Consider the following 20,676-nt stretch of genomic DNA (forward strand, 5'->3'; position numbering starts at 1 on the left):
GGCTGAAAAGCTGCGCTGTAGCGGATCGAGATGCCTTGAACAAGTCCGAGCGTCCGGGCGTGAGCCTGGCGGGAAGGCCGGAGTATAACAGAGCAATCACTGCGCGCCGCTTTCCTGCTGCTCAACGGTTTTTTCGGTGGTGGTGGCGGCGGCTTGCACCCCCGGGCCTGCACCATAACGGGCGCTGAGCTCAGCGTAGGCGGGCTCGCGCTTGAAGCGCTTGAGTTCGGCACCGAAACGCTGCACCAGCAAATCCATGCCGGCGTTACGGCGTACCGCCAAAAACTGGCTCTGGCGGCTGATGACGGTGGGGTTTTCGGTGATCTTGTCGCGGATGCCCAATTCGTCGAGCAAGTGCTGCCCGACCCGGCGATCAGTGATCAGCAGGTCGATCCGCCCGCGCACCAGTTTGCCGAAGTTGGCTTCATGGGTTGGCGCCGGCTCCCGGGTGAACAAAGTCGACTCGCTGAAATCCTTGCTATAGAGGTAGCCCGGCGAGGTGCCGACGGTCAGGCCTTTCAGGTCGTCGAGGGTGCGGAACGGATGGGGCCGCTCATTAGCGTAGAACATCACGAACTCGACTTCCGACAGCGGTTCGCTGGGGTAGAGCAAGGTAGCGTCGCGTTCATCGCTGTGAAAAATGTCCAGCGCTCCATCCGCCTGGCCTGTTTCAAGCATCGACAGGCAGCGTTTCCATGGCAGGAACTGCCAGTCCACTTCGATCCCCAGGCGTTTGAACACGATCGCCGTGGTTTCGTAATCCAGGCCCAGGGATTTGCCGTTTTCCTCATAGACATAAGGCGCCCACGGCTCGGTGACAATGCGCAACTTCTCGCCCCGGGCGGCAAAGCTCAGGCAAGAGAATAGAAACACGGTGAGTAACTGTGCGATCAGAGGCATGGCTTGAGATTACGACGAGAAGTCATAAAGAGCCAGAAATCGGATCCAGAAGCTCTGGCCCGAGGCGCAATCCATAAAAAAGGCCCTGGATTGCGCCAGAGCCTTCATTGGAGTGCTGCACTGTTTCAGCGCGGCAGCTTCAGGTTGTTCCACACCGCCAGGCTCGCTTCAGCCTGGTTCAGTGTGTAGAAGTGCAGCCCCGGTGCGCCACCTTGCAGCAGGCGTTCGCACATTTCGGTGATGACTTGCTCACCAAAGCCTTGAATGCTCTGGGTGTCGTCGCCGTAGGCTTCCAGCTGTTTGCGGATCCAGCGCGGGATTTCCGCACCGCAAGCGTCGGAGAAACGCGCGAGTTTGCTGTAGTTGGTGATCGGCATGATCCCCGGCACGATCGGGATGTTCACGCCCATCGCCCGTACACGCTCGACGAAGTAGAAGTAGCTGTCGGCGTTGAAGAAGTACTGGGTGATCGCACTGTCGGCGCCAGCGTTGGCCTTGCGCACGAAGTTGTTCAGATCGTCTTCGAAATTTCGCGCTTGCGGATGCATCTCCGGGTAGGCGGCGACTTCGATGTGGAAGTGATCGCCGGTTTCTTCACGAATGAATTCAACCAGGTCGTTGGCGTGGCGCATTTCGCCGCTGGCCATGCCCATGCCGGATGGCAGGTCACCGCGCAGGGCAACGATACGCTTGATGCCGGCTGCCTTGTATTGAGCCAGCAGGCCGCGCAGGTCGTCCTTGCTGTCGCCAACGCAAGACAGATGCGGCGCAGCCGGGACTTTGACTTCGCTTTCGAGCTGCAACACGGTGTTGAGCGTGCGATCACGGGTCGAACCGCCAGCACCATAAGTGCAGGAGAAGAAATCGGGGTTGTACGTGGCCAGCTGACGGGCAGTGGCGAGTAGCTTTTCATGCCCAGCGTCGGTCTTCGTAGGGAAGAACTCGAAGCTGTAGCGACGGTCTTGGGACATGGAGGGAACCTCCAGCTACAAGCTGCAAGCTGCGAGCTGCAAGAGAAGCGGAGGTGCGCTGATCTCTTGTGCCTGGAGCCTGCTGCCTGAAACTGTTTTGGAATAGGGGCAGAGCTCTCGAGCTTCGCGCGGCAAGTTCGGCTTTTGACCTTGCTTGCCGCTTGAAGCTTAAAGCTCGCAGCTGCTTTGTCTTAGTAGCGGTAAGCGTGCGGCTTGAACGGACCTTCGACGGTCACGCCGATGTAGTCGGCCTGGGTCTTGGTCAGTTGAGTCACAACGCCGCCGAAACCGCGGACCATTTCCAGGGCCACTTCTTCGTCGAGTTTCTTCGGCAGTACTTCAACGGTCAGGCGCTCGGCTTTCTGGGCTGGCGACAGGTCGGCGTACTTCTGGCCGAACAGGAAGATCTGCGCCAGAACCTGGTTGGCAAACGAACCGTCCATGATGCGGCTTGGGTGACCGGTAGCGTTACCCAGGTTAACCAGACGGCCTTCGGCCAGCAGGATCAGGTAGTCGTCGTTCTGGGCATCGAATGCGCCAGGGCCGGTACGGTGAATTTTGTGAACCTGCGGCTTCACTTCTTCCCATGCCCAGTTCTTGCGCATGAAAGCGGTGTCGATTTCGTTGTCGAAGTGGCCGATGTTGCAGACAACAGCGCGCTTCTTCAGGGCTTTGAGCATGTTTGCATCGCAAACATTGACGTTGCCGGTGGTGGTCACGATCAGGTCGATCTTGCCCAGCAGGGCTTTGTCGATGCTGGCTTCAGTACCGTTGTTGATACCGTCGATGAACGGCGAAACCAGCTCGTAGCCGTCCATGCAGGCTTGCATGGCGCAGATCGGGTCGACTTCGGAGACCTTGACGATCATGCCTTCCTGACGCAGGGACTGAGCGGAGCCCTTGCCCACGTCACCGTAACCGATGACCAGCGCTTGCTTGCCGGACAGCAGGTGGTCAGTACCACGCTTGATCGCATCGTTCAGGCTGTGACGGCAGCCGTACTTGTTGTCGTTCTTGCTCTTGGTCACCGAGTCGTTGACGTTGATGGCCGGGATTTTCAGCTCGCCCTTGGCCAGCATGTCCAGCAGGCGGTGAACGCCAGTGGTGGTTTCTTCGGTGACGCCGTGGACGCGGTCCAGGATCGCCGGGTATTTCTTGTGCAGCAGCTCGGTCAGGTCGCCGCCGTCGTCGAGGATCATGTTGGCATCCCAAGGCGCGCCATCTTTGAGGATGGTTTGCTCCAGGCACCACTCGTACTCTTCTTCGGTTTCGCCTTTCCAGGCATAAACCGCGATACCGGCAGCAGCGATAGCGGCAGCGGCCTGGTCTTGAGTCGAGAAAATGTTGCAGGACGACCAACGCACTTCGGCACCCAGGGCAACCAGGGTTTCGATCAGCACGGCAGTCTGAATGGTCATGTGGATGCAGCCAAGGATCTTGGCGCCTTTGAGTGGCTGCTCACCGGCGTACTTGCGGCGCAGACCCATCAGGGCTGGCATTTCGGATTCGGCGATGATGGTTTCGCGACGGCCCCAGGCAGCCAGGGACATGTCGGCCACTTTGTAATCGTTAAAATCTGCAGGCGTGATAACAGCGCTCATGATGAGCCTCCATTCGTAATGTATGCGAATGGGCGCCGTTGTGCGTTTAGTGTCCGGCCGATCATGGCCAGTCAACGCCCCATCCGAGCCTGACAGGTCGAACCTGCTGCAGCGCCCCTCGGACAGGTGGCGGGAAAACGGTAGTAGCCGTTTTAAATCGGTGGCGATTATAGCTTCCTTTGTCCGGCTAGTGGCAAGTGACAAGCTACAAGCGGCAAGCAACAGCGAATCTGCATTTACTTGCAGCTTGGCGCTTAAAACTTGAAGCTGGGGGCAGAACCCTATCGCTCAAACGTCTCAATCCTGGAGCCCCCTATGAATTTCCACACCCGCAAATGGGTAAAACCCGAAGACCTCAACCCCAACGGCACACTGTTCGGCGGTAGCCTGTTGCGCTGGCTCGACGAAGAAGCGGCGATCTACGCCATCGTCCAGCTGGGCAATCAGCGAGTGGTCACCAAGTACATTTCCGAGATCAACTTCGTCAGCGCCTCGCGCCAGGGCGACATCATCGAACTGGGCATCACTGCCACCGAGTTCGGTCGTACCTCGATAACCCTGAAATGCGAAGTACGCAACAAGATCACCCGCAAAAGCATCCTGACGGTGGATAAGATTGTCTTCGTCAACCTGGGTGAAGACGGCTTGCCCGCGCCGCACGGCCAGACCGAGATCAAGTACGTCAAAGACCAGTTCAAGGACGACGTCGCCAGCGAGTAATGCGAGCCCCCGTAGGAGCGAAGCTTGCTCGCGAAGGCGTCATTTGTGTCACCAGCAATACCGAGGTGAACCCTTCGCTGGAAAGCCTCGCTCCTACAGAGCCAGTTTCGTTGGACGGTCAGTGAACAGCTCCGGGCCGCGCGTGTCGTACCTACATGACACATCACCTGTTCCGGAGCGCTATGGACATCAAGCAAGACGGCAAGACCCCAAACCTGTCGCCGGAAGAACAGCACGACGTCGACAAAAACCAGCCACCGCGGGCCGCGGTGCTGCATGAAATCATCCGCACCCAGGGCGATCAGGAGCTCGAACGCAGCGTCGCCGCCTTGTGGTGGTCGGCACTCGCCGCCGGCCTGACCATGGGCCTGTCGCTGATGGCCATGGGACTGCTCAATTCCCGACTGCCGGACGGTGAAGGCTTCAAGGTGATCGCCAGTTTCGGCTATTGCGCTGGCTTTCTTGCGGTAATCCTCGCCCGTCAGCAGTTGTTCACCGAGAACACCCTGACGGCCGTGCTGCCGATCATGACCAAACCCACACTGAACAATTTCGGGCGATTGCTACGCCTGTGGTCGGTGGTGCTGGTCGGCAACCTTTGCGGCACGCTGCTCGTGGCCTACGTGATGCTCCATCTGCCGATTTTCGACAGCAAGACCGACCTGGCCTTCCTCGATATCGGGCGCAAGATCATGGAAAACGACGCCAGCCAGATGTTCGCCAAAGGCATCGTGTCGGGCTGGATGATTGCCACCATGGTCTGGATGATCCCGTCCATGGAGAGCGCCAAGATGTGGATCATCATCCTCATCACTTACCTGATGGCGCTGGGGGATTTCACCCACATCGTGGTCGGTTCGGCCGAGGTCTCGTACCTGGTGTTTGCCGGCGAGTTGCCGTGGAAGGATTTCTGGCTGGTGTTCGCCGGGCCGACGCTGGCGGGGAACATCATCGGCGGCAGCTTCATCTTCGCGCTGATCAGCCACGCGCAGATCCGTAGCGAGAGCGGTCCGCCGAAGAAGACGGCGGATCAGGCGTCAGAGCCTGATCCGCAGAAGAGCAAAAAGTAATCAGTGATGCTCGGCCTGTGCCGCTGGCGCAGGCTCATCCCGGGTCACGTGCTTGACCAGTTTGCCGATGCTCAAACCCTGCAGCAGGATCGACGACAGCACCACGATGTAGGTGATGCTCAGCAACAAGTCGCGCTCCGGGCCCAGCGGCAGGGCCAGGGCCAGGGCCACCGAAACACCGCCGCGCAAACCACCCCAGGTCAGAATCCGGATTGTCCCGCGCGGCACGGTGCGCCAGCGCCGCAGCAGCACGATGGCCGGCGCGACCGTCAGCAGGCGCGAAAGCAGAATCGCCAGTGCCAGCAAACTCGCCGCCAGCACGTGCAGCCAATTGAACGGTAGCAGCAACAGCTCCATGCCGATCAGAGCGAACAGCAGGGCGTTGAGCATGTCATCGAGCAATTCCCAGAAGCCGTCCAGGTACTTGCGCGTCATGTCGTTCATCGCCAGGTTGCGGCCCAGGTTACCGATGATCAGACCCGCGACGACCATCGCGATGGGGGCGGACACATGCAGCTCCGACGCCATGGCCGAGCCGCCGATCACCAGCGCCAGGGTCAGCATGACCTCGATCTGATGCTGCTCGATGCTCTTGATCATCAGGTACACCAGATAACCGATCAGCCCACCGAACAGCACGCCGCCAATTGCCTCATGGGCGAACAGCATCGCTGTGGCGCCGACGGTCGGGGTCTCGCCGAGTTGCGCAATGCCCAGCAACACGGTGAACACCACCACGGCCGTTCCGTCGTTGAACAGCGACTCGCCGACGATGGTGGTTTTCAGAGGCTTGGACGCATTGGCAGTCCGTAGCACGCCGAGGACCGCGATCGGGTCGGTGGGGGAAATCAGCGCGCCGAACAGCAGGCAGTAAAGGAAGCTCACGTGCCAGCCGAACAGGGCAAAAATGTAATAGGCGAGGCTGCCGATCACCGCCGTGGCGATCAATACGCCGAAGGTCGCCAGCAGCCCGATAGGCCAGCGGTAGCTGCGCAGGTCATTGAGGTTGACGTGCAGGGCGCCGGCGAACAGCAGGAAGGAAAGCATCCAGTTCATCAGCAGATCGCCAAAGTCGATCTGGCTGATCAACTGCTGAATGCGCTCTTCGAGGCCGGGGTAGCCGAGCAAGCTCAGGCCTTGCAGCAGCAGGGAAAACATCAGCGCGGTGACCATGACACCGATGGTCGGAGGCAGGCCGATGAAGCGGAAATTCACGTAGGTGAGGAGTGTGGTCAGGCAGATAAAGGCAGCGACAAGTTCGAGCATCCGGGGTCCTTGGATGGGGGGGGGGTTAAGGCAGTTGCACCGAGTCAGTTTCTTCGCGAGCAAGCTCGCTCCCACATGGAATTCGGTCGTACACAGAATCTGTGTGCACTGGAGATCCACTGTGGGAGCGAGCCTGCTCGCGATAGCGGTGTCAGCAGCGACGCAATGATTCAGCCGGACACATTGACCGCAGTCGCACCGCGGCGTTGCAGATAGATGTAGAACAGCGCGGCCAGCACCGTCAGGCCACTGACCAGCGCACCGGTCCACGGCAGATCCGCCAGATCCGCACCGCTGGCAACCACCAGCCCGCCGATCCACGCACCGGCCGCATTACCGAGATTGAAGGCGCTCTGGTTCAGCGTCGAGCCAAGATTCGGCGCTTCATGCGCCTGATCGATGATCAGCAGTTGCAGAATCGGGCACAGGGCAAACGCGAAAATCCCCCACAGCACCAGTGTGATCGCCGCCGGAATCACCGAGTGACTGGTCTGGCTAAAGGCCGCCAATACCACTGCCACGGCCAGCGCCATGCCCACCAATGAAGGCAGCAATCGGCTGTCCGCCAGGCGACCGCCCAGCATGCTGCCCGCCGTCAGGCCGACGCCAAACAACAACAGCATGATTGTCACGCCATGGGGGCTGACCCCGGTGATGTCCTGCAGAATCGGCGCGATGTAGGTGAACACGCTGAACAGACTGGTCGACGCCAGCACGCTCATGCCCAATGCCAACAACACATTGACCTTGCCCAGCACTTTGAACTCGCTGGCGAGGTTGGCCTTGTCCATCGCGATGTCCTTCGGCAGCCAGAGCCACTGCGCGAGGGCTGCAATCACCCCGATCACCGAGACCGCCCAGAACGTCGAACGCCAACCGGCGTATTGCCCGAGCGCGGTGCCCAACGGCACGCCGAGCACATTGGCCAGCGTCAGGCCGGTGAACATCATGGCAATGGCCTGCGCCCTTTTGTTCGGTGCAACCAGGCCCGCCGCGACTACCGAGCCAATGCCGAAGAACGCACCGTGGCACAGCGCGGTGACCACTCGCGCGGCCATCAACGTGGCATAGTTCGGTGCCAATGCGCACAGCACGTTGCCGAGGATGAACATCAGCGTCATGCCCAGCAGCGTGGCTTTGCGCGGCATGTTGGCGGTGCCGATCGCAAGAATCGGCGCGCCGAACACCACGCCCAGGGCGTAGCCGGTGATCAGCAGGCCGGCGTGGGGAATGCTCACGGCGAGGTCGCGGGCGACGTCGGGCAGCAAACCCATGATGACGAATTCAGTGGTGCCGATGCCGAACGCGGCAACAGCGAGGGCGAGCAAGGCGAGTGGCATGCGCAAGGTCTCTGTCGGTAGTCTTGACGCTTTGATCAGGCATACGCATGCCGATGACCGTTCTCGATGAGCGCGGGCAGGGGCAGAAATTATTGGAATTAGTCTGTGCGCAACTGAGTGCGGCGTGGTCGCTTGCAGTATAAACAGCTGCTGACATATGGCGAATCAATTATCCACGCGTGTCCTGTAGGAGCCAGGCTTGTCGGCGAAGGCGTCCTTGAGATTGCCTTCGCCGGCAAGCCTGGCTCCGACAGGGGCGCGGCGGTCAATAAAAGGAGCGTGCCGTGCTTGCGACGGCTTTGGTGTTGGTGGCGGCGCTGTTGCACGCGGCGTGGAATACCCTGATCAAATTCAGCGCCGAACGGCTGCTGGTGGTGGCCTGCATGGATAGCGTCGCGATGCTGTTTGTCGCCCTGATGCTGCCGTTCGTGGCGCTACCACCGATTGAAATCTGGCCATGGATTCTGGCGTCGGCGGCGTTCGAACTGCTCTATCGCTATCTGCTGATCCAGGCGTATCGGGTCGGCGACCTCGGGTTGGTCTATCCGTTGATGCGTGGGCTGTCGCCGCTGGTGGTGCTGGCACTGACGCTGATCTTCGCTGGCGAAGTGCTGACGAATCAGCAGATCTTCGGAATCCTGTTGATTCCGTTTGGCATGCTGTGCCTGCTCTGGCAGGGCGGTGGTGGTGCGCGTCTGCCGTGGTCGATGTTGCCGGTGGTGGCGCTGATCGGCCTGTGCATCGGCTGCTACACCTTCATCGATGGCCAGGCGTTACGGCGCTGGTCGCACCCTCTGGACTATCTGGTCTGGGTCACGTTGCTCAGCGCTTGGCCGTTCCCGTTGCTGGCGCTGGTAAGCAAGCGCACGGCGTTCATGCTGTTTTGGCGTGAACAGTGGCGGCTGGGGCTGGCGGTCGGGTTCTGCGTGTTGTTCAGCTACGCTTTGGTGCTGTGGGCAATGCAGCTGGGGTCGATTGCCGAAGCGGCGGCGTTGCGCGAGATCAGCGTGATTCTGGTGGTGCTGTTCGGCATGCGTTACCTGAAAGAACCTTTCGGCAGGCCAAGGCTCTTAGCCTGTGGGCTCGTACTGATCGGTATTTTGGTCATGAAGTTCTAACGGGCACTCAACATTCCAAAACTGAAGAAAGGACTGCTTTATGACGGTTGCTCTGTGGTGCGTTTTGATCGCGATTTTCCTGCCCTATCTCTGCACGGTCATCGCCAAGGTCAGTGGCAGGTTCAGGCTGCAAGACAACCATGACCCCCGGGACTTTCTCGAGTCGCTCAATGGTCTGGGCAGGCGCGCGCATGCGGCGCAACTGAACAGCTTTGAAGTGACCCCGGCGTTTGCGATCGCTGTGATTGTTGCGCATCTGGTGGGCACGGCGCAGTTGGTGACGGTCAACGTGCTGGCGGTGCTGTTTATCACCAGTCGGCTGCTGTACATCATTTGCTACCTGGCGGACTGGGCGATATTGCGGTCGCTGGTGTGGTTTGTGGGGATGGGGTTGATTGCCAGTTTCTTTGTGGTGTCGGTCTGAAAGTATTGCGGTGATTTGTCTGGCCTCATCGCGAGCAGGCTCGCTTCCACAGTTGATCTTCAGTGAACACAAATGCTGTGTACAACCGAGATCTACTGTGGGAACGAGCCTGCTCGCGATGACTATCTAACTGCAAATACAAGGCTTACGGGTTGGCCTTCGCCGCATCGGCAACCTGCGGCACTTGCGGCAACGCCGCGCCTTTAGGCCAGAGCATCCAGATCTGCCCTTGCTGTTTCATGTCCCCGGCCAATTGCCCGGCCGCCTCGCCAGTGCCCCAGAACAGATCCGCACGCACTTCGCCGGCAATCGCGCCGCCAGTGTCTTGCGCCGCCACGGGCCGTATCAGTGCAGTACCGTCCGGTTTTGTCGTGGATAACCACAACAGGCTGCCCAGCGGAATGACTTTGCGGTCCACTGCCGCGCTGTAACCGGCCGTCAGCGGAACGTTCAGCGAGCCGCGTGGCCCTTCGTTGCTGTCCGGGTTGCGAGTGAAGAACACGTAACTGGGGTTGCTGCCCAGCAGTTCTGGAATGCGCGACGGATTGGCTTTTGCCCACGTGCTGATGGCGCCCATGGTCACGTCTTCCTTCTTCAGCTCGCCTTGCTCCACCAGCCAGCGCCCGATGGGGCGATAGGGATGGCCGTTCTGGTCAGCATAGGCAATGCGCAGTTGGCGGCCGTCGTCGAGCTGGATGCGACCCGAACCCTGGATTTGCAGGAATTGCAGGTTCATCGGGTCGGTCAGCCACGCAACCACTGGCGCCTTTACCCCATTGGTCTCAATCGTTGCCGCATCGTCGTAAGGTTTGAGCACGCGACCTTCGAGGCGTCCGCGCAGGCGTTTGCCTTTGAGTTCCGGGTAGATGCTGTCCAGCGAGACAATGATCATGTCCTCGGGCACGCCGTACACCGGAATGCTCGCCACTTCGGTCTGGGTCAGGCTGCCCGGGTAGACCGGCTCGTAATAGCCGGTGATCAAACCGTTGGGATTGTCATTGGCGGCGCGCAGGCCGTAGACGTCGAGGTTCTGCTTGAGGAAGCCTCGAATGTCGCTGGCGGTCTGCGGCACATTGGCGGAAGCCGCGCAGGTCGATCCCCAGACCGGGTCGGCCTTGAGTCGGGTGCAGGCGCTGCGCCACGAGCCGAAGCCGGCGACCAGGTCATTGTCGGACACCGCCGGCAATGCTTCCCAGCTGGTACTGGAGTAGGTCGCCAGGGCGTGGGTTTTAGGGGTGTCTTTATCGCCGCCGGTGCAGCCGGCGAGCACGGCCACCATTGGAAGAGTCCACACGAGGTGGTGACGCCATGCCTTGAAACGGCTGTTCATGGAGTAATTCCTTTGTCGGTTGCCTGAGTGCTCCATGCGCTCAAACAACCCGTATTGATAATAGGGCTATTGGTCTTTGCCGATGACACGAGGATACTGGCCGCCGTTTCCCGTGACCTGAAGCCACCATGACTCTTAAAAGACTTTCTGTTGTATTGCTGGCCTGCCTGACCTTGTCTGCCTGCGGTGGCGTTGATCCGAATTCGCCGCTGGGACAACGCAAGGCGATCTTCAAACAGATGCTCAAGACCGGTGAAGACCTGGGCGGTATGTTGCGTGGTCGTATCCCGTTCGACGGTCCGAAATTTGCCGAAGGCGCCGTGAAACTCGACACCTTGTCCCGTGAGCCTTGGAAACATTTCCCGCAAGTGCGTGAAGAAGATCACAGCAGCGCCACGGACAATGTGTGGCAGCAGCAGGCACGCTTCCAGGACATGGTGCGCACCCTTGAAGCCGCCACCGGTGAATTGGTGATTGCCAGCAAGGTTCAGCCTTACAAGGCCAGTAACCTGGGCCCGGCGGTGCAGAAAGTCGAAGATGCCTGTAGTGCCTGCCATAAAGAGTTTCGGGATCATTGATTGGCAATGCATTCCTGTGGCGAGGGGGCGTTCCGACAAGCCCCTCGTCACAAAAGCTCCCTCGCACAATTCGGGGGTTACTTGTCCAACTCGTCGAGCGCGTTCTGCAATTCCTTTCGGGACTCGGCAAGTTTGTCTTTGCGCTTGTTGATCTTGTCCGGATCGCCTTTCTTCATGGCCTTGTCCAGATCGGCCTGGCGCTGGCTGACTTCATGCTTGGCGTCGAGCACCTTGTTTTCCCGTTCTTTCTTCAGCGAGGCGTCGGTGCAATGGGTGGTGACTTCGCTCAGGGCCGTTTCGAGGCCAGCCTGCTGTTCAGCATTGCCGTGGGATTTGGCCAGTTCGATCTGATTGATGATCCCCTGTTTCTTGGCGGCGCAGCCGGTCAGCCCCGGGGCTTCTTCGGCGGCCATCAGGGGAGCGGCCATCACGCTGCAAAGGGTCAGCAAGGCGAGTGGTGAAAGAAATTTCATAAAAGCTCCAAGTGCGAAGACAATCGGGTCGATGTGGCGATGGGCGTTTGAGCCCGTCGGCCCCTTTGGGTTCCCGGGCTGCCGGGGCTCGGTGTTTAAAAGCCGTCAATCCCGGCCATACGTAATGTTTGACTCAGTGCCAGGACGTGCGGGTCGCGGAAAAAGGCGCTCAATTGCGCTGCGCGTCCCGGGCCGATACCTGCTTCTGCCTGCCATTGTTCGGTGTTTCTATTCGCCAGTTCCTGCCATGAATCGGCAAGCCGTGCCTGGCCGGTCGGCGGCAACCCCAAGGCTTTGAGCCAGCGAGCGAAAGGGCGTTGCCGTGCGCTGTTGAAGCTGTTTAGAAGACGAGCCGCGCTGCGTTCGCCGAAGCCATCAATGTTAGCAAGCTCTTGAGCATCGAGGGTCAACCAATCCAACAGGCTGTCGAGGCGGCCTGTTTCGAAAAGTTTCTCCCAGGTGCCAGGGCCGAGATGGGGCAAAGCCAGTCCTTGCTTGCCGCTGAGCCAGGTCAGTCGCGCGAGGAATTGGCTCTCGCAGCCTGATGTCGGTTGCCAGCAACTCAAATGGTGAAAGTTTGCTGCCGATGGCACGTTTAATTCAGTGCGTTCGGTACTGCGCAGCACGACGCCATCGAGCCTTGGAATGGTCAGTCCCGCCAGGCTGATGGACACCTGATCCCCAGGGCGGACATCCAGCTCTTCCCAGCGTCGCAGGGAGCTGACGCTTACCCGTTTGATCTGTCGGTCATCCAGCTTCACCGGCGTCAGGTCCAGCACCGGAGTAATCCGACCTGTGCGACCAATCTTGAAGTGGACCTTGCGCACTTCGGCCAGTGCCTGGGCGAACGGATACTTCCAGGCAACGCTCCAGAAGGAGGGGCGCGCCTGCCAGCGTTCGGCCGGTGGTCGCTGGCTCTGGCGCAAAACGACGCCGTCACTGGCGAAGGGCAGTGGCGTGCGATACCAGTGATCGCGCCATCGTTCAGCGTCGGCAAACACCTTGATCGGCTGACTGTAGGGCGCCGTGCCCGGAAAACCCATTTCATCGAGAGCCGCCACGCGCGCCGGCAGGCTTGCCGGACCCTGCGGCCAATCCCAGACAAACAACCCGATACCACCTGCCTGCTCGGCGGTCAGCTCTTTGCGGGCCATCAACCCGGCCACCGTGGAGCGGGCGTTGAGGCTGCCTGCCTTGGCTTGCACATGGTCGTTCAGGCGCCAGTAGAGTTCGCCTTGCACCAGCACATCCAAAGGTTGCGGCAGATGCCGGGGAATGGCCGCAATCTGTCGGGCCGAGGCGGTCCAGTCCTGGCCATTGACGCCGTTACCGCGGCTGATCGCCTGATGCAGCGAGCCGTTGCGATAGATCAGCGTCACGGCCACGCCGTCGACCTTGGGTTGTATCCAGATGTCATTGCGCTCGCGTAGCCAATGCTCGACTGCTCCGCCATCACGCAGTTTTTCCAGGCCGGTGTGAGCGATGGGGTGGGCCATCTTGCCGCCCGCCGTGCGCAAGGGGTCGGGCGCCAGACTCAAATCAAAGCACTCACGCCATTCGCTCAATCGCGCGCGGGATTGATCATAGATTTCATCGGCGACCAGCGAGCGTCCGTGGCGGTGATAGTTGTCGTCCCAGAAATCGATCTGTTTTTGCAGGGCAGTGATTTCGTCCAGGGCGCGGGCGGGTGACCAGTCGGGGCAGTCGGCAGCGTTCGAGCTCAGGCAAAGCAGGGTCAGGAACAAAGCGGAAAACAGGCGCAGAAGCATCGTGAGCGTCCTTGCTCAGGGGGGATGCTTGAAGGTTAGTCAGTATTTTTTTTAGGAAGGAGTGGGTGTTTTGCCTGGTGTTTCCGGGCTGGATCTTCAGTGAGGGCAACGCTGGCGCATGACAGGACTAATGTGGGAGCGAGCCTGCTCGCGATGGGGGCGATCCGGTGTAAAGCGAAAACCAATAAAAAGCCCCGCACGGCGAACCGTGCGGGGCTTTTGGTACCGCCAGGAAAGTCTTACAGGCCGGCTGCAGTACGCAGGTCGTCGGCGCGGTCGGTCTTTTCCCAGGTGAACGTGGTGAAGGTGTCTTCGCCCACAGTCTTGGTTGCCGGGGTGCGACCGAAGTGGCCGTACGCAGCGGTTTCCTGGTACATCGGGTGCAGCAGGTCGAGCATGGTGGTGATCGCGTATGGACGCAGGTCGAAGATTTCGCGGACCAGTTTGACGATCTTGTCGTCGCTGATCTTGCCGGTGCCGAAGGTGTTCAGCGAGATCGAAGTCGGCTGGGCAACACCGATCGCGTAGGAAACCTGAATCTCGCAACGCTCGGCCAGGCCGGCAGCAACGATGTTCTTGGCCACGTAACGACCGGCGTAGGCTGCCGAACGGTCAACCTTCGATGGATCCTTGCCGGAGAACGCGCCGCCGCCGTGACGGGCCATGCCACCGTAGCTGTCGACGATGATTTTGCGACCGGTCAGACCGCAGTCACCCACCGGGCCGCCAATGATGAACTGGCCAGTCGGGTTGATGTGGAACTGGGTGTCTTTGGTCAGCAGTTCGGCAGGCAGCACGTGCTTGACGATCAGCTCCATCACGCCTTCGCGCAGGTCTTTGTACGACACTTCAGGGTTGTGCTGGGTCGACAGTACAACGGCGTCGATACCGACGACCTTGCCGCCTTCGTAACGGCAAGTCACTTGCGACTTGGCGTCCGGGCGCAGCCAAGGCAGCAGGCCGGATTTACGGGCTTCGGCCTGGCGCTGCACAAGCTGGTGCGAGAAGGTGATCGGTGCTGGCATCAGCACGTCGGTTTCGTTGCTGGCGTAGCCGAACATCAGGCCCTGGTCGCCGGCGCCCTGATCTTCAGGCTTGGCGCGGTCGACACCCTGGTTGATGTCAGGGGACTGCTTGCCGATGATGTTCATCACGCCGCAAGTGGCACCGTCGAAGCCGACATCGGAGCTGTTGTAGCCGATGTCCAGAATGACGTTACGCACGATCTCTTCCAGGTCGACCCAGGCCGACGTGGTGACTTCACCTGCGATGATTGCCACGCCGGTTTTAACCAGGGTTTCGCACGCTACGCGGGCGAACTTGTCTTCAGCAATGATGGCGTCCAGCACCGCATCGGAAATCTGGTCGGCGATTTTGTCCGGGTGCCCTTCGGACACGGACTCGGAGGTGAAGAGGGAGTATTCGCTCATCTCGATTTTTTCCTGAATTTACCGATGGTGAGTGTCGCCAGCCGGTCGCTGAAAATGGCGGACCTGGATCTGGAAACCATTACGTAAGCCTACATAGAGGCTTTCCCCGGGAACGAGTCCCGCAGCGGTGGCCCAACGGGCCAAATCGTCCTGTTCAAACCCCAACCACAGATCACCGCAGGCCTCCCTGGCCCAACTCTGGTTGTGGCTACATAACTCTGTCACGAGCAGGCTACCGCCCGGTTGCAGCAAGTCGGCCATGTGCTTGAGTGCTTCGGCCGGCGCGGCGAAATGGTGCAGCACCATGTTCAGTACAACGCAATCGGCCTTGAGGCTCACGCCATTCAATGCATCGGCCAGTTGCAGGCTGACGTTAGCCAGCGTTTCACGTTCGCAGACCTGGCGCGCCAGTTCGAGCATCGCCGGGCTGTTGTCCAGCGCCGTGACCTCGGTGAAGCGGCGCGCCAGTTCCGGCAAAAATTCACCGTCGCCGGGGCCGACTTCAATGGCCGTCGCGCCGTCTCTGAAACTCAGCTTGTCGAGCAGCGCCACCACGCTTTCGCGGTATTGCGGCAGGCCGGCGATCAAGTCTTGCTGGGCACGAAACTTCTCCGCCACCCGTGAGAAAAAGTCCTGGCTGGCCGCCGCTCGTTGTCCATGGACCTGAGCGATCCGCGACTGCACATCGGCCGGCAACGTCAGGTTGTCCACTTCTTCGAGCAAGGCGGCGTGCAGCTTGCCGCCCAGCAGGTCGGTGTGGGGCAGGGCGCGACGGTAGAAAATCGCGTTGCCTTCACGGCGGGTCGCCACCAGGTCGGCCTGGGCCAGGACCTTGAGGTGGTGGCTCATGCCGGACTGACCGATACCGAAGATCTGCGCCAGTTCCAGTACGCCAAACGAATCGTTGGCCAGCGCGCGCAATACATTCAGCCGCAGAGGATCACCGCCGGCCTTGCACAGGGCCGCCAGCTCATCGCAATCGTCATGTTGAATGGAAGGCACGCGTAAATTCATAAGGCCAGCAGTCTAGTGACGCTCAGAAATCACCGCAAGGGCAATATCAAAAAGTTTTGATATTGGTCGATAGATGGCACTTCCAGACGTTAGGTTCAGTCAACAAACGAACTGCAGAAAGGTTTCATCAGTCGAAACCGCTGTTAACAATTGGAAAAACGCCTCCAGATGACTATCTGTCATTGCCCCGAGGCGGGTGGGTGAGGGAAAATGCTCGCCTTTTTTCCGTTTCGTTTTATTCACTCTCGATACAGAACCCGCAGGAGAACAGCGATGCCCAGCCGTCGTGAGCGTGCCAACGCCATTCGTGCCCTCAGCATGGATGCCGTGCAAAAAGCCAACAGCGGCCATCCCGGTGCCCCGATGGGTATGGCGGATATCGCCGAAGTACTTTGGCGTGACTACCTGAAGCACAACCCGAGCAATCCATCGTTCGCCGACCGTGACCGCTTCGTGCTGTCCAACGGTCACGGCTCGATGTTGATCTACTCGCTGCTGCACCTGACCGGCTACGACCTGTCGATCGATGACCTGAAAAATTTCCGCCAACTGCACAGCCGCACCCCGGGTCACCCGGAATTCGGCTACACCCCGGGCGTTGAAACCACCACCGGTCCTCTGGGCCAAGGCCTGGCCAACGCCGTCGGTTTCGCCCTGGCTGAAAAAGTCCTGGCGGCGCAGTTCAACCGTCCTGGCCACAATGTTGTCGATCACCACACCTACGTGTTCCTGGGTGATGGCTGCATGATGGAAGGCATTTCCCACGAAGTTGGCTCCCTGGCCGGTACATTGGGCCTGGGCAAGCTGATCGCTTTCTACGACGACAACGGCATCTCCATCGATGGCGAAGTAGAAGGCTGGTTCACCGACGACACGCCCAAGCGTTTCGAAGCCTACAACTGGCAGGTGATCCGCAACGTCGACGGTCATGACCCGGAAGAGATCAAGACCGCGATCGAAACCGCGCGTAAAAGCGATCAGCCAACCCTGATCTGCTGCAAGACCACCATCGGTTTCGGTTCGCCGAACAAGCAAGGTAAAGAAGACTGCCACGGCGCCCCATTGGGTGACGCGGAAATCGCCTTGACCCGTGCCGCGCTGAAATGGAACCACGGTCCGTTCGAAATCCCGGCTGACATCTATGCCGAGTGGGACGCCAAGGAAGCTGGCCGCGCGGCCGAAGCCGAGTGGGATCAGCGTTTCGCTGCCTACTCTGCGGCTTTCCCTGAGCTGGCCAACGAACTGGTCCGTCGCCTGGGCGGCGATCTGCCAGAAGACTTCGCGGAAAAAGCCTCGGCTTACATCGCTGAAGTTGCGGCCAAGGGCGAGACCATCGCCAGCCGTAAAGCCAGCCAGAACGCACTGAATGCCTACGGCCCGCTGTTGCCTGAACTGCTCGGCGGCTCCGCTGACCTGGCCGGTTCCAACCTGACCCTGTGGAAAGGTTGCAAAGGTGTTTCGGCTGAAGACGCCAGCGGCAACTACATGTACTACGGCGTTCGCGAATTCGGCATGAGCGCGATCATGAACGGCGTGGCCCTGCACGGCGGTCTGGTGCCTTACGGCGCCACCTTCCTGATGTTCATGGAATACGCCCGCAACGCCGTGCGCATGGCTTCGCTGATGAAGAAGCGCGTGGTGTTCGTCTACACCCACGACTCCATCGGCCTGGGCGAAGACGGCCCGACTCACCAGCCGATCGAGCAACTGACCAGCCTGCGCAGCACACCGAACCTCGACACCTGGCGTCCAGCCGATGCCGTTGAATCGGCCGTTTGCTGGAAACAGGCCATCGAGCGCAAGGACGGCCCTTCGGCGCTGATCTTCTCGCGTCAGAACCTGCAGCATCAGGAACGCAGCGCGCTGCAGATCGCGGATATCGCCCGTGGCGGTTACGTGTTGAAGGACTGTGCAGGCGAGCCTGAGCTGATCCTGATCTCCACCGGTTCGGAAGTCGGTCTGGCGGTTCAGGCCTACGACAAGCTGACCGAGCAAGGTCGCAAGGTGCGTGTTGTTTCGATGCCGTGCACCAACGTGTTCGATGCCCAGGACGCCGGCTACAAGCAAGCGGTTCTGCCGTTGCAAGTCAGCGCCCGTATCGCCATCGAAGCCGCGCACGCGGACTACTGGTACAAGTACGTGGGCCTGGAAGGCCGCGTGATCGGCATGACCACCTACGGTGAGTCGGCGCCTGCGCCTGCCTTGTTCGAAGAGTTCGGCTTTACCCTGGAAAACATCCTGGGCCAGGCTGAAGAGCTGCTGGAAGACTGATCCAGAAGTAGCGTTATCGGGGCTGAAGTCTTCGCGGGCAAGCCTCGCTCCTACAAGGGATCGCGTTGTTTTCAAGACAACCGAAGACCTGTAGGAGCGGGCTTGCCCGCGAAGGCGGCAGTCCTGGCAACCTCATTCCCAAGCTTCATCGAGAACCCCATGCCTCAACCGCGTCCTTACAAAGTTGCACTCAACGGCTACGGCCGGATTGGTCGTTGCGTCTTGCGTGCGTTGTTTGAGCGAGGCTCGGCGGCCGGGTTTGAAATTGTTGCGATCAACGATCTGGCCGACATGGCCAGCATCGAATACCTGACACGCTTCGACTCCACTCACGGGCGCTTTCCCGGCGAAGTGCGAGTAGACGGCGATTGTCTGCATATTAATGGTGACTGCGTGAAAGTCCTGCGCAGTGCCACCCCCGAAGGCATCGATTGGGCGTCCCTGGGCGTCGATCTGGTGCTGGAGTGCTCCGGCGCTTACCACACGCGTGCCGATGGCCAGAGTTTCCTCGACGCCGGCGCACCCCGCGTACTGTTTTCCCAGCCGATGGCCAGTGAGGCGGATGTCGACGCCACCATCGTCTACGGCGTAAACCAGGATTGCCTGACCGGCGATGAGCTGCTGGTGTCCAACGCGTCCTGCACCACCAACTGCGGCGTTCCGCTGTTGCGCCTGCTGGATCAGGCCATTGGTCTGGAATACGTGTCGATCACCACCATTCACTCGGCAATGAACGATCAGCCGGTCATCGACGCCTATCATCACGAAGACCTGCGCCGCACGCGTTCGGCGTTCCAGTCGGTGATTCCGGTGTCCACTGGTCTGGCACGTGGCATCGAACGCCTGCTGCCGGAACTTGCCGGGCGAATTCAGGCCAAAGCCGTGCGGGTGCCGACGGTTAACGTGTCTTGCCTCGACATAACGATGCAGACCGTCAGCGACACCGACGCCACCGAGGTCAACCGGATTCTGCGCGAGGCTGCCACCAGCGGCCCGCTCAAAGGCCTTCTGGCCTACACCGAGCTTCCCCATGCAAGCTGTGATTTCAACCATGACCCACATTCGGCCATCGTCGATGCCAGTCAGACCCGAGTTTCCGGCCCACGGCTGGTGAACATCCTGGCCTGGTTCGACAACGAATGGGGTTTTGCCAACCGAATGCTGGACGTTGCAGAACACTATCTGCAAACAGCTATTTCCAAAAAACAGTAACCCAGGAATTGCGACCCATGACCGTGTTGAAGATGACCGACCTCGATCTGCAAGGTAAGCGCGTACTGATCCGCGAAGACCTCAACGTCCCAGTCAAGGACGGTGTTGTCACCAGCGATGCGCGAATCCTGGCTTCGCTGCCGACCATCAAGCTGGCCCTGGAAAAAGGCGCGGCCGTGATGGTCTGCTCGCACCTTGGTCGTCCGACCGAAGGCGAATTCTCGGCCGAGAACAGCCTCAAGCCAGTCGCTGACTACCTGAGCAAGGCCCTGGGCCGCGAAGTGCCGCTGGTCGCCGATTACCTGGGCGGCGTTGACGTGAAAGCGGGCGACATCGTGCTGTTCGAAAACGTGCGCTTCAACAAAGGCGAGAAAAAGAACGCTGACGAACTGGCCCAGCAATACGCCGCCCTGTGCGATGTGTTCGTGATGGACGCCTTCGGCACCGCTCACCGCGCCGAGGGTTCGACCCATGGCGTGGCCAAGTTCGCCAAAGTCGCCGCCGCTGGCCCGCTGCTGGCTGCTGAGCTGGACGCACTGGGCAAAGCCCTTGGCGCCCCGGCCCAGCCGATGGCTGCCATCGTTGCCGGTTCCAAGGTCTCGACCAAACTCGACGTCCTGAACAGCCTGAGCCAGATCTGCAACCAGCTGATTGTCGGCGGCGGTATCGCCAACACCTTCCTGGCCGCTGCCGGTCACCCGGTCGGCAAGTCGCTGTACGAGCCGGACCTGCTGGACACCGCTCGCGCCATCGCCGCCAAGGTCAGCGTGCCGCTGCCGGTCGATGTCGTGGTTGCCAAGGAGTTCGCTGAAAGCGCGACCGCCACCGTCAAGCTGATTGCTGACGTAGCCGCCGACGACATGATCCTGGATATCGGCCCGCAGACCGCGGCGAATTTCGCCGAGCTGCTGAAGTCGTCCAAGACCATCCTGTGGAACGGCCCGGTGGGCGTGTTCGAATTTGACCAGTTCGGTAACGGCACCAAGGTGCTGGCCCAGGCCATCGCGGAAAGCTCGGCGTTCTCCATCGCTGGCGGCGGCGACACCCTGGCTGCCATCGATAAATATGGCGTTGCCGACCAGATCTCCTACATTTCTACCGGCGGCGGCGCGTTCCTCGAGTTCGTGGAAGGCAAGGTCTTGCCTGCCGTTGAAGTCCTGGAAAGCCGGGCCAAGGGCTGAGGTCATTC

General features: G+C 60.2%; 18 protein-coding genes and 1 riboswitch. Of the genes, 8 read left to right on the top strand and 10 right to left on the bottom strand.

Annotated features, from left to right (window positions below):
• Positions 1 to 96: 96 nt before the first annotated feature.
• From AC1ROI_RS07465 to ahcY, 3 genes are all read right to left on the bottom strand, one after another.
• On the bottom strand, positions 97 to 900 hold the full coding sequence (locus AC1ROI_RS07465) for a substrate-binding periplasmic protein (protein ID WP_010466917.1): 804 nt from the start codon (positions 898 to 900) through the stop codon (positions 97 to 99).
• Between the two features lie 125 nt (positions 901 to 1,025).
• Entirely contained in the window at positions 1,026 to 1,871 is an 846-nt protein-coding gene (metF, locus tag AC1ROI_RS07470; RefSeq protein WP_010466919.1) for a methylenetetrahydrofolate reductase [NAD(P)H], read from the bottom strand.
• A 191-nt stretch (positions 1,872 to 2,062) separates the two neighbouring features.
• Positions 2,063 to 3,472: an adenosylhomocysteinase gene (ahcY, locus tag AC1ROI_RS07475; protein ID WP_077747242.1), complete on the bottom strand. Its 1,410-nt coding sequence runs from the start codon at positions 3,470 to 3,472 to the stop codon at positions 2,063 to 2,065.
• A 23-nt stretch (positions 3,473 to 3,495) separates the two neighbouring features.
• A riboswitch (S-adenosyl-L-homocysteine riboswitch) is annotated at positions 3,496 to 3,598 on the bottom strand.
• A 189-nt stretch (positions 3,599 to 3,787) separates the two neighbouring features.
• On the opposite strand from ahcY, the gene AC1ROI_RS07480 reads away from it, so the two are divergent.
• Together AC1ROI_RS07480 and AC1ROI_RS07485 are read left to right on the top strand one after the other, a co-directional pair.
• Positions 3,788 to 4,192, top strand: coding sequence for an acyl-CoA thioesterase (locus AC1ROI_RS07480; RefSeq protein ID WP_010466921.1), 405 nt, complete (start codon positions 3,788 to 3,790; stop codon positions 4,190 to 4,192).
• A 182-nt stretch (positions 4,193 to 4,374) separates the two neighbouring features.
• On the top strand, positions 4,375 to 5,262 hold the full coding sequence (locus tag AC1ROI_RS07485) for a formate/nitrite transporter family protein (protein WP_077747243.1): 888 nt from the start codon (positions 4,375 to 4,377) through the stop codon (positions 5,260 to 5,262).
• Here AC1ROI_RS07485 and AC1ROI_RS07490 read toward each other — a convergent pair whose 3' ends face one another.
• On the bottom strand, positions 5,263 to 6,528 hold the full coding sequence (locus AC1ROI_RS07490; protein WP_010466923.1) for a cation:proton antiporter: 1,266 nt from the start codon (positions 6,526 to 6,528) through the stop codon (positions 5,263 to 5,265). It lies immediately after the preceding gene.
• A gap of 170 nt (positions 6,529 to 6,698) precedes the next feature.
• Complete coding sequence (locus tag AC1ROI_RS07495; RefSeq protein ID WP_010466924.1) at positions 6,699 to 7,868, bottom strand: MFS transporter; 1,170 nt, start codon at positions 7,866 to 7,868, stop codon at positions 6,699 to 6,701.
• Between the two features lie 284 nt (positions 7,869 to 8,152).
• Between AC1ROI_RS07495 and AC1ROI_RS07500 the strand changes: the two genes are divergently transcribed.
• Together AC1ROI_RS07500 and AC1ROI_RS07505 are read left to right on the top strand one after the other, a co-directional pair.
• Complete coding sequence (locus AC1ROI_RS07500; RefSeq protein WP_010466925.1) at positions 8,153 to 8,986, top strand: EamA family transporter; 834 nt, start codon at positions 8,153 to 8,155, stop codon at positions 8,984 to 8,986.
• Positions 8,987 to 9,026: 40 nt separating this feature from the next.
• Entirely contained in the window at positions 9,027 to 9,410 is a 384-nt protein-coding gene (locus AC1ROI_RS07505) for an MAPEG family protein (RefSeq protein ID WP_010466926.1), read from the top strand.
• Positions 9,411 to 9,555: 145 nt separating this feature from the next.
• On the opposite strand, the gene mltA is transcribed toward AC1ROI_RS07505, so the two are convergent.
• Positions 9,556 to 10,740 (bottom strand): murein transglycosylase A, encoded by a 1,185-nt coding sequence (mltA, locus tag AC1ROI_RS07510; protein WP_102593715.1) that lies wholly within the window; start codon positions 10,738 to 10,740, stop codon positions 9,556 to 9,558.
• A 128-nt stretch (positions 10,741 to 10,868) separates the two neighbouring features.
• On the opposite strand from mltA, the gene AC1ROI_RS07515 reads away from it, so the two are divergent.
• Positions 10,869 to 11,318 (top strand): c-type cytochrome, encoded by a 450-nt coding sequence (locus tag AC1ROI_RS07515; RefSeq protein ID WP_102593716.1) that lies wholly within the window; start codon positions 10,869 to 10,871, stop codon positions 11,316 to 11,318.
• 77 nt (positions 11,319 to 11,395) lie between these two features.
• Here AC1ROI_RS07515 and AC1ROI_RS07520 read toward each other — a convergent pair whose 3' ends face one another.
• The 4 genes from AC1ROI_RS07520 to AC1ROI_RS07535 form a co-directional block, all read right to left on the bottom strand.
• Complete coding sequence (locus tag AC1ROI_RS07520) at positions 11,396 to 11,791, bottom strand: DUF1090 domain-containing protein (RefSeq protein ID WP_010466929.1); 396 nt, start codon at positions 11,789 to 11,791, stop codon at positions 11,396 to 11,398.
• Positions 11,792 to 11,886: 95 nt separating this feature from the next.
• The gene (gene ligB / locus AC1ROI_RS07525) at positions 11,887 to 13,560 is read right to left on the bottom strand and encodes an NAD-dependent DNA ligase LigB (RefSeq protein WP_102593717.1); all 1,674 of its coding nucleotides are present in this window, start codon (positions 13,558 to 13,560) and stop codon (positions 11,887 to 11,889) included.
• Between the two features lie 239 nt (positions 13,561 to 13,799).
• Positions 13,800 to 14,990 (bottom strand): methionine adenosyltransferase, encoded by a 1,191-nt coding sequence (metK, locus tag AC1ROI_RS07530; protein WP_010466931.1) that lies wholly within the window; start codon positions 14,988 to 14,990, stop codon positions 13,800 to 13,802.
• Between the two features lie 18 nt (positions 14,991 to 15,008).
• Entirely contained in the window at positions 15,009 to 16,004 is a 996-nt protein-coding gene (locus tag AC1ROI_RS07535; protein ID WP_010466932.1) for an ArsR/SmtB family transcription factor, read from the bottom strand.
• 273 nt (positions 16,005 to 16,277) lie between these two features.
• Between AC1ROI_RS07535 and tkt the strand changes: the two genes are divergently transcribed.
• The 3 genes from tkt to AC1ROI_RS07550 all read left to right on the top strand — a co-directional run bounded on the left by tkt (position 16,278) and on the right by AC1ROI_RS07550 (position 20,668).
• On the top strand, positions 16,278 to 18,275 hold the full coding sequence (gene tkt, locus AC1ROI_RS07540; protein ID WP_102593718.1) for a transketolase: 1,998 nt from the start codon (positions 16,278 to 16,280) through the stop codon (positions 18,273 to 18,275).
• A 159-nt stretch (positions 18,276 to 18,434) separates the two neighbouring features.
• Positions 18,435 to 19,487: an erythrose-4-phosphate dehydrogenase gene (epd, locus tag AC1ROI_RS07545; RefSeq protein WP_102593719.1), complete on the top strand. Its 1,053-nt coding sequence runs from the start codon at positions 18,435 to 18,437 to the stop codon at positions 19,485 to 19,487.
• 17 nt (positions 19,488 to 19,504) lie between these two features.
• Complete coding sequence (locus tag AC1ROI_RS07550) at positions 19,505 to 20,668, top strand: phosphoglycerate kinase (RefSeq protein WP_077747250.1); 1,164 nt, start codon at positions 19,505 to 19,507, stop codon at positions 20,666 to 20,668.
• The last annotated feature ends 8 nt before the right edge of the window (positions 20,669 to 20,676 follow it).

This window comes from Pseudomonas sp. GW823-FHT02C02, from assembly GCF_058797635.1.